Annotated in this window: 11 protein-coding genes and 2 pseudogenes; 9 read left to right on the top strand and 4 right to left on the bottom strand. The window is 61.0% G+C overall.

The features are described 5' to 3' along the window. Positions 1 to 97: 97 nt before the first annotated feature. Positions 98 to 673, top strand: coding sequence for a hypothetical protein (locus tag B7Y43_RS19205; RefSeq protein ID WP_374133289.1), 576 nt, complete (start codon positions 98 to 100; stop codon positions 671 to 673). A 215-nt stretch (positions 674 to 888) separates the two neighbouring features. Here B7Y43_RS19205 and B7Y43_RS19200 read toward each other — a convergent pair whose 3' ends face one another. From B7Y43_RS19200 to B7Y43_RS19190, 3 genes and pseudogenes are all read right to left on the bottom strand, one after another. Continuing rightward, positions 889 to 1965: a mannose-1-phosphate guanylyltransferase gene (locus B7Y43_RS19200; protein WP_374133288.1), complete on the bottom strand. Its 1077-nt coding sequence runs from the start codon at positions 1963 to 1965 to the stop codon at positions 889 to 891. Between the two features lie 78 nt (positions 1966 to 2043). Beyond that, positions 2044 to 2391, bottom strand: a pseudogene (locus B7Y43_RS19195) (IS3 family transposase); the annotation flags it as partial. Between the two features lie 114 nt (positions 2392 to 2505). Continuing rightward, positions 2506 to 3285, bottom strand: a complete 780-nt coding sequence (locus tag B7Y43_RS19190) for a citryl-CoA lyase (RefSeq protein WP_374133287.1) — start codon at positions 3283 to 3285, stop codon at positions 2506 to 2508. Positions 3286 to 3403: 118 nt separating this feature from the next. Between B7Y43_RS19190 and B7Y43_RS19185 the strand changes: the two genes are divergently transcribed. The 8 genes from B7Y43_RS19185 to B7Y43_RS19150 all read left to right on the top strand — a co-directional run bounded on the left by B7Y43_RS19185 (position 3404) and on the right by B7Y43_RS19150 (position 12011). Beyond that, positions 3404 to 4552, top strand: coding sequence for a CaiB/BaiF CoA-transferase family protein (locus tag B7Y43_RS19185; protein WP_374133286.1), 1149 nt, complete (start codon positions 3404 to 3406; stop codon positions 4550 to 4552). Positions 4553 to 4616: 64 nt separating this feature from the next. After that, positions 4617 to 5429 carry an IclR family transcriptional regulator C-terminal domain-containing protein gene (locus tag B7Y43_RS19180; protein WP_374133285.1) on the top strand — a complete coding sequence of 271 codons (813 nt, stop codon included), beginning with the start codon at positions 4617 to 4619 and terminating at the stop codon, positions 5427 to 5429. 190 nt (positions 5430 to 5619) lie between these two features. Next, positions 5620 to 7818 (top strand): TonB-dependent receptor, encoded by a 2199-nt coding sequence (locus B7Y43_RS19175; RefSeq protein WP_374133284.1) that lies wholly within the window; start codon positions 5620 to 5622, stop codon positions 7816 to 7818. Positions 7819 to 7844: 26 nt separating this feature from the next. Further along, entirely contained in the window at positions 7845 to 8447 is a 603-nt protein-coding gene (gene wrbA / locus B7Y43_RS19170; protein WP_374133283.1) for an NAD(P)H:quinone oxidoreductase, read from the top strand. A gap of 34 nt (positions 8448 to 8481) precedes the next feature. Beyond that, positions 8482 to 9033, top strand: coding sequence for a VOC family protein (locus tag B7Y43_RS19165; RefSeq protein ID WP_374133282.1), 552 nt, complete (start codon positions 8482 to 8484; stop codon positions 9031 to 9033). Between the two features lie 19 nt (positions 9034 to 9052). Then, on the top strand, positions 9053 to 9841 hold the full coding sequence (locus B7Y43_RS19160; RefSeq protein ID WP_374133281.1) for an alpha/beta fold hydrolase: 789 nt from the start codon (positions 9053 to 9055) through the stop codon (positions 9839 to 9841). A gap of 14 nt (positions 9842 to 9855) precedes the next feature. Continuing rightward, positions 9856 to 10878 carry a 5-methyltetrahydropteroyltriglutamate--homocysteine methyltransferase gene (locus B7Y43_RS19155; RefSeq protein WP_374133280.1) on the top strand — a complete coding sequence of 341 codons (1023 nt, stop codon included), beginning with the start codon at positions 9856 to 9858 and terminating at the stop codon, positions 10876 to 10878. Further along, a complete protein-coding gene (locus B7Y43_RS19150) occupies positions 10875 to 12011 on the top strand; it encodes a cobalamin-independent methionine synthase II family protein (protein ID WP_374133279.1) in 1137 nt (378 codons plus the stop codon). Before B7Y43_RS19155 ends, B7Y43_RS19150 begins: the two co-directional genes overlap by 4 nt. 26 nt (positions 12012 to 12037) lie before the next feature. Here the strand turns inward: B7Y43_RS19150 and B7Y43_RS19145 are convergent. Then, positions 12038 to 12406 (bottom strand): annotated as a pseudogene (locus B7Y43_RS19145) (hypothetical protein); the annotation flags it as partial.

The raw sequence follows: 12406 nt of genomic DNA, 5'->3' as shown, positions 1-12406 counted from the left end.
CATCTCTGCCGGCCTCCCTCACCAGCAAAGATCGTGAATCAGAAAAAGTCAGCCGTGGGAATCCCCAATCGATTCACCATCGTCGGAAACCGCTCTAATGATGGCGGTGCCTTTCGGCTGGGAACAGAACCCCGAACACCCGTACTTCTTTGGACCGGATGAATGGGTCAGCCTGGTCGAGGATGGTGGATTTCGCGTCCGGGTCGCCCAAATCGGCAACGAGTATCCCGAAACCGGAGAGGACTATTTTATAGCAGCAACCAAGACTGCGGAACCGCAAGCCCCATCGCGCATCGATCCGCGCCGCTTTTTGAAAGACGACTATAAATTCGTTGAGCACACCGCGTCCGCAGTGACCTACCGAGGGGAATTCGATCAACGATGGGACGCCGCGATCTCCGCATCGCCCGTCAGCAGCTTGGAGATCGCAGTGCCTGCGGGTGCGATTGAGATCCTCCCGATCATGCATCGTCATTCCTGGTCCGGGATTGTGCGCCTGTCACAGGGATTGAGCACGAGCGATTGCGACCTTTATTCCTGGTTTGCCTACGACATGCCGGTGCGGTTTGCGCTAAATGCGGAACGCAGCGAACCTCTCCACGTCGAGCTTGTCGGCAAGAGCGCGGCGTCCCGTTGGTCTCAATTTGTCTTCAAAGGCTTTTTTTGGCGTTGATCGAGCGGCTTGACCGCATCACGCGTCTCCACCTGACGAGCTAAGTTACTAGTCATGATCTCTGATGCGCAGGGCAGCACCACGAGCCGGATCATCTTAGGCAATCAACTGAAACAGCGAAAAGGGGCTGGCGGGCTTTGCTTCAAATTTGCGGCTCACACCTACCCGATATCATCACCCCCCGAAGCACCCGCCGCATTGGTTCGACAGCGCCGTCAGCGGCTCATCGTATCGATCAGGGTCTTGACCTCCTGGCTGCGGCCCCGCGGCAGGATCAGTATGTCATTGCCGTTGGCTACGACGATCAGATCCGAGGTCCCGAAGATCGCAATCCGCGCGCCATCGGTACGCACCATGCAATTCGCGGTATCAATCGCAATCACTTCGCCGATGTTTTCCGCTGCATGCACGTTACCCTGAGCATCGCGGTCGCTCAACTCGTGCAGTGCATCCCAGCTGCCGAGGTCGCTCCACCCCATACTAACCGGTACGACCGCGACTCGTTCCGCCTTTTCCATCACCGCATAGTCGATCGAGTCCGACGGCGAGGCCGCGAACGCATCGGCCTTTGGGTAAATGCGCGTGCCTAGACGCGTCGCCCCGCTCATTGCTTCGCGAGTTGCCTCGAAAATCGCGGGAGCATGTATTTCAAGCGCGCCCAGATAGGCGTCCGCACGGAATAGAAAGATGCCCCCATTCCAGACATGGTCGCCGGCCTCTAGCATCGCCTCGGCTGCGCCTATCGGTGGTTTTTCGACAAATGAGGCGACGCGGTGGACACCGTCGCCGATCATCTCGCCGATGTGTATCCAGCCATAGCCTGTTTCAGGCGTAAGAGGATCGATCCCAAATGTAACTAACCAGCCCTGCTCGACCAAGGGCAGCGCGACCATGATCGCGGCATGAAAGGCGGCGACGTCAGCGACGACGTGATCAGATGGCATTACCAATAACGTCGCACCCAGTCCTCCACGGCTTGAGCTTGCGGCAATTGCAGCAAGCGCGATCGCAGGCGCTGTGTTGCGCCCAGCCGGTTCAAGGATAAGAGCCTCGGCAGGCGCGGCGACATCGGCCAGCTGCGTCTCGATCATATCTGCATGTCGGGCACTGGCGACCACGATTGGAGCGCCAAAGCGTTCGCCTTGTACGCGCAGCGCGGTCAGCTGCAGCATTGTTTCATCGGCGATAAGGGATAGCATCTGTTTGGGCATTTCGGCGCTCGACATCGGCCAAAGCCGACTGCCCACTCCGCCTGAGAGAATAACAGGCGTGATAGGTCCATTTTGTAACATGAACGATCCTATTTTAGCTTGAGCAAACCTAGCCTGCGATTCGACCTGCTGGCCTGTACCCAGTTTTGCAGCTCCAGGTTAGGCTATATTAGCCTGCTTCTCCAAGTCCATGGCGTGAGACACTCCATATCGGGTGGCTGCGTGCCGGTTGGTAGAAGCGCTCGATCTAATCGAACACGTTCGCCCGAGCCTGATTGGGCGAAAGTTATGCTGTTCGCGCGGTCCGAACAGTCGTGAGCGGTGAGAAGAAGCTCTCCATTGCAGCATTGTCCCAGACGTTGCCGACCGGCTCACCGACCAGCCCGCTCCGCGACGTGAGAGCAGGGCGATGACGGCTGCGACGTATAGCCACCCTTCAGCCGTCCAGATGTAAGTGAAGTCTGCGAATCACTTCTGGTTCGTCGCGTCAGCGCCGAATGCCTCGTCACTCCGTAAACGCTCGCTCGGCACACGCACTAGCCAGACGTGGAAACAACTGCGCGAAACCCCGTCAGGGTCTGCCGACGCAGCCGATTTTGATTGTGGGCCGCAACCGCCTGATCACGCCCCATCATAGTCAATGGCCGCAGCGGCCGCACCCGACATGATGAACCCGATGGGGCGTTCGGTTTCCTCTTGTAAGTGCGCGATCAGGCTGGCGGTGCGGGCGAGAAGCGAAATCCCTTTCAGTGCGGCGACGGGGAAGCCGACATCAAGCATCACGGCGGGGATTGCGCCGTTGACGTTGATCGGCAGCGCGCGCCCAAGGGTGCCGGGCAGCGCATCGCGGATGGCATAGAGCATGGCGATGTGCGGGCCGACAATGCCGTGGCGTTCGGCCAGATCAAGCAGCAGCAACGCGCGCGGATCACCGCCAGCATGTTGCGGGTGGCCAAATCCCGGGATCGCCAGCTTGTCGGCGCGCAGGCGGCGGATACCCTCGCTCGCCACGGTGGCTGCCTCATTCCCGTCACCGGTTTTGGCCACGAGATCGGCATAGAATCGCCCGGCTACCTCGGCGCTGCCGAGCACCACTGAGCCGCAGCCGAGTAGCCCTGCTGCGACGGCGCCGTGAAAGGCCTCAGGGGCGGCGGCATAGGTCATCCGCGCGGCAACCACACTGGGCACCAGCCCGTGTTCGGCAATCGCCGCCAACACTGCATTGGCAAAGAAGCGCTGGACCTCGCTCGGCGCCTTGCCGGTGACCAGCAGCCAGAAATAGCTGGTAAAATCCATCTGGCCGATAATCTCGCCGCACAGATCATGGCCGCGCACGGTGATGCTCTCCGCGTCCGATGTGCAGATCGCCGAAAAGGGCGCATCCTGTTTGCCGATCCTCATTGTGCTTGGCCCTTTCCGGTCAATTGCAGCGCCTTTCCCGACGCCTGTGCTAACTTCGATTTACGAAGTTGATTTCGTATATCGAAGTTTCTATGATTTTGTTGAGGGAGTAGTCAACATGGCCAAGCCGCTTGCCGATGTCACCGTCGTCGAAATGGGGACGTTCATTACCGGCCCTGCCGCTGGCATGTTGCTCGCCGATATGGGTGCCGACGTGATCAAGGTCGAGCGGCCCGATGGCGGCGATCCGTTTCGCGCGTTCAATGGCGGTCTCTATAGTCCGCATTTCCAGACCTATAACCGCAACAAGCGATCGATCACGCTCGATACGCGCAGCCCCGATGATCTGGCAAGCTTCGATCGGCTGATCGCAACCGCCGATATCTTCATCCAGAATTTCCGCCCCGGTGTGGTGGAAAAGCTCCATGTCGACCCGGCCCGGCTTCGCGCGATCAACCCGCGGCTGATCTATCTGTCGATCTCCGGCTTTGGCGCGACCGGCCCCGATCGCGACCGGCCGGCCTTTGATACCGTCGCGCAGGCCGCCAGTGGCTTCCTGCGGCTGTTGGTCAATCCGGCCAATCCGCGCGTGGTGGGGCCGGCGCTCGCAGATGCGATCACGGGTTTTTACGGCGCCTATGGTGTGCTCGCTGCGCTGCATGAACGAGAAACGACGGGCAAGGGGCGGTTGGTCGAGGTGTCGATGCTGGAGGCGATGGCGCATTTCAACCTCGACGATTTCACGCATTATTTCGCGGAAGGCGAGGTGATGGGCCCCTATAGCCGCCCCAATGTCTCGCAATCCTATGTGTTCCAGTGCAGCGATGGCGGCTGGATTGCGCTGCATATGTCGTCGCCGCCCAAATTCTGGGAAAACCTGGCTGAGGCGGTCGGCGAGCCCGGCATGCTCGCGCGCGCCGAATTCGCCAGCCGCACCGCGCGCATCGCCAATTACGAAAAAGTCGCTGCTTTCCTTGCGCCGATCTTCGCCTCCCGCCCCCGCGCCGATTGGTGCGCGACGCTTGAACGGCTCGAGGTGCCGCATTCACCCGTCTATTCAGCGCCCGAGGTAATCGAGACCGAACAGGCGCAGCATCTGCAATTGTGCGTCGAAGACCCCGCTGGCCCGCACGGGACGTTCCGCACGATCCGTTCACCGGTGAGCTTTGATGGCGAACGGATGATGACGGTCAGCGCGCCGCCGACGCTGGGCCAGCATAATGATACGCTGGCCGGCCATGCCGAAAAGGCCGCGGCTGCGGAATGACGGCGGCGGCCGGCCGGGATAGCCGCTATCTTGCCCTGCACCGGCGCGACCAGTAACGCGGGCCATGGCCACCCCCGGGAAACCGCCCAAGGACAGCGAATATCTCTCGACGCTTGAACGCGGCCTGCGGGTATTGCGCGCCTTCGACGCGAGCCACCCGGAAATGCCATTGAGCGAGGTCGCGCAGTTGACCGAGCTGAGCCCCGCGGTCGCACGACGTTGCCTCAATACGCTCGTCCAGCTCGGTTATGTTGCGCAATATGGCCGCAAGTTTCTGCTGCGTCCTGAGGTGCTGAGTTTTGGCAGCAGCTATTTGTCGTCGATGAATGTCGAACAGGTCGTGTTGCCGCCGCTGCAGCGCGTGCGCGACGATACCGGTGACAGTTCATCGATGGCGGTATTGTCGGGTGACGACATTCTTTACGTTGCGCATGTGTCCACCAATCGGCGCATTCGGCTTGGCGCGACGGTCGGCACGCGCTTTCCGTTGCATGCGACGTCGCTCGGCAAGGTGTTGCTTGCCTTTCAAGAGGAAACAGTGACCGCCGCCTATTTCGATCGCGCCACCCTCACGCGCTTTACTGAGCGAACGGTGACGACGCGCGCCACATTAGAAGAGCGACTGCGCAGCGCACGCACCACAGGCTATGATTCCGCGCTGGACGAACTCGATTACGGCCTGGTCTCGGTGGCGGTGCCGGTCTTTGACGCCGAGCGCCGGATCGTTGCTGCGATCAACTGTTCGACATCGACCACGCGCATTTCCCAGGAGGAACTGGTGCGGACCCGGCTGCCCCTCTTGCGCGAAGCAGCGGCGGAAATCGGCAGTGCGCTGCAACGCTGGCCCGCGCTCATCCATTCGCTCCACCAGAACTGAACACTGCATTTCGGTTGCGATGGCTTGCGGATCGGCTGGCCATCGTCCCTGCCGCGCCCCCAGCGTCAAAACTTCGCATATCGAACTTGACTTCGAATTACGAAATAACCTAGTCTGTCCGGGGTAGATTCGGTGTCGTGACGCTTGGCGATAGCGCAAGGCATGCGCCGATATTGGGGGAGGATATCTGGTGAAAAAGGCTGCTCTTTGGACACGCGCCCTGTTGGCGGGATCGATCTCGGCATTGGCGATGGTCATAGCCACGCCTGCGCAAGCGCAGGATACACCGCCGGCGGCCGAAGCCGAAACCGATCCCAATGCAATCGTGGTGACAGCGCTGCGGCGTGACACCCGGCTGCAAGATACGCCTGCGGCGATCACTGCCTTTGATGCCAAGGCGATCGATGCGGCTGGCATCGACAAGCCAGCCGATTTTATCGGGCTGACGTCGAACGTTCAGCTGATTGAAACGCAGAATGTCGGCAACGCCTTTGTCATCATTCGCGGCATCACCCAGAACCGCAATTCCGAGCCATCAGTCGCCGTCGTCGTTGATGGCGTGCAGCAGGTCAACGCTGCGCAATTCAACCAGGAACTGTTCGATATCGAGCAGATCGAAATCCTGAAGGGACCGCAGGGCGGCCTATATGGACGCAACGCGATTGGCGGCGCGATTGTCATCACCACCAAGGACCCAACCGACCAGTTGGAAGGTCGCTTCATGGCCGGGATCGACAATGGCTTTGGCTATACGATCCGCGCCGGCTTGAGCGGGCCGCTTGCCGATACGCTCAAATTCCGCGTGTCGGGATCGTGGCGCGATACCGATGGCTATATTCCGAACACTTTCCTTGGGCAGGATGCCGATCCGGTCAGGGATTTCTCGGTCCGCGCCAAGCTGTTGTGGCAGCCGACCGACAATTTCAGCGCCGATCTGCGCGGCTTCGTCTCGATCCTCAAAACCCAGGCATTTTATTATAACATCGTCACTGATGTGAACGACGTCAGCCTGCCGGTGCGCGTCAACAATGCCGGTATCGACAATCGCGACATCTATAATGTGTCGCTAAAGCTCGATTATCAAGCGGATTGGGGATCGATCCGGTCGGTCACCTCCTATGACAAGGTCAGCGAAATCCTGACCGGCGACGCGTTCGACTTTCTGCCAATTCCGGAATCCTTGCTGTTCCGCTTTTTCGGCTTCGATCTCAACCAGAGCCAGTTTTTGGATGTGAGGGCGATCAGCGAAGACTTGCGGATCTCCTCCCCCGATAACCAGCCGTTTGAATGGTCGCTGGGGACGTACCTGATCCACACCGATCGATATATTTCGACTGGCAATCTGGTCGATACCGGCAATGGCGTCACCGCGGTTTTCCGCACGCCGAGCACCAACCCGCTGAACCCGCAGGCGACTTTTCTGGCCGATAGTCAGGATAATTTTGCCTGGGCGATTTATGGCGGGCTTGGCTATGAATTTTCCAAGCAATTGCGCATCGATGGATCGCTTCGGTACGACCGCGACAACCGCAGCAATACCACGCTGACCCCGGCGGCCTTCATTCCGGTGGTGACCGGGTTCCCAGCTGGAATCCCCGGCCAAGTCCGCAACCGGTCCTTCTCTTCCTGGCAGCCCAAGGTCACGGTGACCTGGCAGCCAATCAAAAACCTGACGATCTATGGCGGATATAGCCGTGGCTTCCGTTCCGGTGGCTTCAACCAGACCGGGGTTGGCGCGGTTGCAGCGGGTACCGGCGTGGTCGGCGTCGGCGACATCTACCAGGCCGAAATCGCCGATACCGTTGAAATCGGATTGAAGAGCAGCCTGTTCGACAATCTGATGACGTTCAACGCCAGCGCTTATACGACCAGTTCGCGCAACGGCTATTTCTTCGTCTTTCTGGCCGCGAACTCGACCCAGAATCTGGGCAATGTGCCCAGTGCGAGACTGCGCGGATTTGAACTCGAAACCGCCATTCACCCAGCGCGTGGGCTTGATCTGAATGCCGGGCTCGGCGTGACCTATTCGGAAATCACCAGCTTCCCCGATGCAACGGTGATCGGCAATGAAGCGCCGTTCATCTCGCGCTATACCCTGAATGTCGGCGGGCAATATGAAACCCGCATCAACGGCGGTGACCTCAAGGTGCGGGGACGGATTGATTATCGCCGTATCGGCCGGACGTGGTTTGATGTGACCAATTCAACCTCGCGCAATCCGGTCGATCTGGTCAACACGCGCATATCGCTCGATGGCGGCCAATGGACGCTGTCAGCCTTTGCCGACAACCTGTTCGACAAGAGATACAATGCCGAATTCTCGCCGGGTGGTTTCGTCTTCAAGGCCCGCCCGCGGATCTATGGGCTTGAAGGAACCTTCAAATTCTGACTTTTTCGTTAGGTAGGAACTGACCATTGGCCCGCATTCTGATCCTGTATTACTCGGCCTATGGCCATATCGAAACCATGGCACGCGCGGTTGCGGCCGGTGTCGATGGGGTTGAGGGATGCGCGGCCGTGCTCAAGCGGGTGCCGGAAATTGTGCCGGACGCTCAGGCGCGCGCCGTCGGCATGAAACTGGATCAGGCCGCGCCAATCGCGACCCCCGACGAGCTTGCCGATTATGACGCAATCATCTTTGGCACGCCGACGCGCTTTGGCAATATGGCCGCACAGATGCGCAATTTCCTCGATCAAACCGGGGGACTCTGGGCGCGGGGGGCGCTGATCGGCAAGGTCGGCAGCGTGTTTGCCAGCACCGCGAGCCAGCATGGCGGGCAGGAAACGACGATCACTTCGTTCCATACCACCCTGCTTCACCACGGCATGGTTGTCGTCGGGCTGCCGTACAGCTTTGCCGGGAACACGATCATGACCGAGATCAGCGGCGGCACGCCTTATGGCGCGACGACGATTGCCGGGGGCGATGGCAGCCGCTCCCCCAGCGACAACGAGCTTGCGGGCGCGCGCTTCCAGGGCGAACATGTCGCGCGGATCGCGCAGAAACTGACCAACTGACCGACCGCCCATTCCGAACCGACAGGAGCAGATCATGAGCGCCCATTTGCCCAGCCGCTTGCACCACACCGCCTATGTCTCGAAGGATCTCGAGGCGACGCGCCATTTCTATGAAGACATTCTCGGCTTCCCGCTGACCGCGACATGGTGCGAACAAGAGGATCTGTTCGGCAAGGAACGCACCTATTGCCATTGCTTCTTCGGTTTGCCCGATGGCAGCGCGATGGCGTTTTTCTCGTTTGCCAATGCCGACGACCAGGCTGAATTCGGCCCCGATCTGCCGCCCAGCCCGTTCCGGCATTTGGCGCTCACCGTCGATGCGGCGGCACAGGCCGAACTCGAACGCCGGATTGCGGCTGCCGGGTTCGTGGAGCCCGCCACCTATGTCCTTGAACATGGCTATTGCCGGTCAGTCTATGTCACCGATCCCGACGGGATGATCATCGAATTCACGCGCGATGCCGACCATGCGCCGCAGATCAACGCGGTGCGGGCGCAGGACGCGCATAGCGAACTCAAGCGCTGGCTCGCCGGCGACCACCGCCCCAATAACGACGTCCGGCACCTGGCCGAAGCCGCGCATTGATCTGAACTGGGTGCGCGCGATGCTGAAAGAAGCGGCTGCAGCGCGCGTGATCGATGTCGGCGACGGTACACTCCACGTTGCGGCGGCGGGCAATGGCCGGGAGATCGTGATGCTGCACGGCTGGACACTCGATCACCGGAGCTGGGCGCTGCAGGCCCCACTTGCCGCCGCAATGCGGCTGGTGATGCCCGACCGACGCGGCTTTGGGCGATCGAGCGCCCCCGCCGATCTTGCGCGTGAATGGCAGGACGTTGATCATCTCGTCGCGCACGATTGCTTTGTTTTGGTCGGGCTATCGCAGGGCGCTTCGGTCGCGCTGGATTATGCCCGGCACCGGCCCGATCGACTCGCCGGATTGGTGCTGGTCGGCGCGCCGCTGCACGATGTTGTGCGCCATGATGACGCCGATGATGCGCTGCCCCGCAGCCGCTATGCCGCGATGATCGCGCACGGGCAGCTGGCAGCGATGAAGGCCGAATGGGGGGGTCATTCGCTGACCCGCACCGCGCCTGACGCCCAGCCGCTGCTCGCGGCGATGCTCGACAGCTATGACGGACGTGATCTGCTTGCCTCACCGTCAACGATCGCGATCACCGATACTGACATCGCTGGGTTGCCCATGCCGGTGCTGGCGATTGCCGGGGCGCAGGACACGCCGTGGCGGCGCCGGGTTGCGGCCTTTATCGGCGTGACTGCGCCCAATGGCCAGGCGGTGACGATCAAGGGGGCAGGGCATTTATGCAATCTCGACCAGCCCGCCCGGTTCAATGCGCTTCTCCAGGACTTTACCCGCTCTCTTTTCCACTAAAAGGCGAAAAACCGATGCTGCTGCCCACCTCGCTCGTTGGCTCCTACACCCAACCTGATTGGCTGATCGACAAGGTCAAGCTCGCCGGGCGCTTCCCGCCGCGCGTGCGTGCGACCGAGCTGTGGCGCGTGGCGCCCGAATGGCGCGAACAGGCGTTCGACGACGCGACGATCCTGGCGATCCGCGATCAGGAACGCGCGGGGCTCGACATCATCACCGATGGCGAGATGCGGCGGGAAAGCTATTCGAACCGCTTTGCGACCGCACTCGACGGCGTTGATCTCGACAATCCCGGCGTCGCGCTGGATCGCAGCGGCGAGCCCAATCCGGTGCCGCGCGTCACCGGCAAGATCCGCCGCCGCCATGCCGTTGAAACGCGCGACGTCGAATTCCTGCGCGCCAATACCGATCGGATGATCAAGATCACCGTCCCCGGCCCCTTCACCATGGCGCAGCAGGCGCAGAATGATTTCTACGCCGACGAAGCCGAAATGGCGCATGACTATGCCGTTGCCGTCAATGCCGAGATCAAGGACTTGTTCGCGGCGGGCGCTGACATCGTCCAGATCGATGAGCCCTATATGCAGGCCCGTCCGGCAAAGGCGCGCGAATTCGGGCTCGACGCGCTGCGCACGGCACTTGACGGCGTCACCGGTCGCACCGCGCTCCACATCTGCTTCGGCTATGCCGCGCTGATCCATGAGCGGCCGGAAGGATACAACTTCCTGCCCGAACTCGCCGACACCGATCTGTGCGACATCTCGATCGAAACCGCGCAGGCCAATCTTGACTGCAGCATCCTCGACAAGCTGACCGGCAAGACGATCATCCTGGGCGTGCTCGACCTTTCCACGCACGACATCGAAACGCCCGAGACGGTCGTCGCGCGCATCCGCCGCGCGCTGCCGCATGTCGCGGCCGAACGGCTGGTGATCGCGCCCGATTGTGGGCTGAAATATCTGCCGCGCGAGGTCGCTTTCGGCAAGATGAAGGCGATGGCCGACGGCGCGGCGATCGTGCGGGCAGAGCTCGCATGAGCGCGGGGCGTTTTCTCACCACCCATGTCGGCAGCCTGCCGCGTCAGGATGATCTGATCGCGCTGATGTTCGCCAAGGAAGAAGGCCTGCCGCTTGAGCCCAGCGCGGTGACGGCGCAGATTGAGGCAGCGGTCGACTATGTCGTCACCAAACAGGCCGAAGCCGGCATCGACATCATCAACGACGGCGAACAATCCAAGCCGAGCTATGCGACCTATATCAAAGATCGGCTCAATGGCTTTGGCGGCAGCGGCAACAGCTATGTCTTTGCCGATGTTGAGGATTTCCCGGGCGTCAAGGAACGCATTTCGGGCGATGCGGGCCGAAAGCACCGCAAGACGCCTGCCTGTAACGCGCCGATCACCGTCAAGGACATGACGGCGGTTGAAGCCGATACCCGCACGCTGAACACCGCCATTGCCAAGCATGAAGGGCGCCACGCGTTCATGAGTGCGGCATCGCCGGGCGTGACGGCGCTGTTCTTCGCCAATGATTATTACGACAGCGATGAGGCCTATTTGTTCGCGCTTGCCGAAGGGTTGCGCCATGAATATGAGGCAATCGCCGCCGCCGGGATCACGCTGCAAATCGATTGCCCCGATCTGGCAATGGGCCGCCACACCCAGTTTCGTGACCTCACCCTGTCGCAGTTTCGCGATCGGATGATGCTCAATATCGAAGCACTCAACCGCGCCACCGCCAATATCCCCGAAAGCCAGCTGCGGATGCACATGTGCTGGGGCAATTATCCAGGGCCGCACCACTGCGACGTACCGTTCAAGGATATTATCGACCTAGTCTGGCGCGCGCGGCCGCATGCTATCCAGTTCGAAGCGGCGAACCCGCGCCATGCGCATGAATTTGAGATGTTCAAGGAAGTCGGCCTGCCCGAAGGCAAGGTACTGATCCCTGGCGTCGTCGAATGCCAGTCCAATTATATCGAACATCCCGAGCTGATCGCGCAGCGGATCGGCCGCTATGCCGATCTGGTCGGCAGGGACAATGTGATGGCGGGCGTCGATTGCGGTTTTTCAGTGCATGTCGGATCGGGCGGGGTTGATCGCGACATCGTCTGGGCGAAGATGGCAGTGCTCGCTGAAGGCGCGCGGATTGCCTCGGCCAGATATTGGTAACCAATCACCAGGCAGGAAGGCGGGTGCTAGCGGAGCCGGAGGCCGATCCACAGCCGCCGCGGCGTACCGAGGTCAATCGATCCGCCCTGGTTGCGGGTAACCACCGCCGCGTCAAACAGATTCTCAGCGCGACCGACCAGGGCGAACCGCTTGCCCAGCGGGATTTCAGCGACCACATCAAGGGTGGTGGCAGCGGGCAGGGCATCGGTTTGCAGGTCATCCTCAAACTGCGCGCCTGTGTATCGGACGGTTGTCGACAGCCGGGGGCCGTGCGCCGGGGCCCAACCCAGCGTCGCGCTAGAGCGGTTTCCGACGATGGTGAATCGATTGGGGATTCCCACGGCTGACTTTTTCTGATTCACGATCTTTGCTGGTGAGGGAGGCCGGCAGAGATG

This window comes from Sphingomonas sp. 28-62-20 (genome assembly GCF_002281505.1).
Note: the sequence above shows the minus strand (reverse complement) of the source record. Positions and strands in the feature narration are given on the sequence as shown.

Coding starts and splice junctions, on each gene's coding strand:
- B7Y43_RS19205 (WP_374133289.1), top strand. CDS start 98: ATGATGGCGGTGCCTTTCGGCTGGGAACAGAACCCCGAACACCCGTAC.
- B7Y43_RS19200 (WP_374133288.1), bottom strand. CDS start 1,965: ATGTTACAAAATGGACCTATCACGCCTGTTATTCTCTCAGGCGGAGTG.
- B7Y43_RS19190 (WP_374133287.1), bottom strand. CDS start 3,285: ATGAGGATCGGCAAACAGGATGCGCCCTTTTCGGCGATCTGCACATCG.
- B7Y43_RS19185 (WP_374133286.1), top strand. CDS start 3,404: ATGGCCAAGCCGCTTGCCGATGTCACCGTCGTCGAAATGGGGACGTTC.
- B7Y43_RS19180 (WP_374133285.1), top strand. CDS start 4,617: ATGGCCACCCCCGGGAAACCGCCCAAGGACAGCGAATATCTCTCGACG.
- B7Y43_RS19165 (WP_374133282.1), top strand. CDS start 8,482: ATGAGCGCCCATTTGCCCAGCCGCTTGCACCACACCGCCTATGTCTCG.
- B7Y43_RS19160 (WP_374133281.1), top strand. CDS start 9,053: ATGCTGAAAGAAGCGGCTGCAGCGCGCGTGATCGATGTCGGCGACGGT.
- B7Y43_RS19155 (WP_374133280.1), top strand. CDS start 9,856: ATGCTGCTGCCCACCTCGCTCGTTGGCTCCTACACCCAACCTGATTGG.
- B7Y43_RS19150 (WP_374133279.1), top strand. CDS start 10,875: ATGAGCGCGGGGCGTTTTCTCACCACCCATGTCGGCAGCCTGCCGCGT.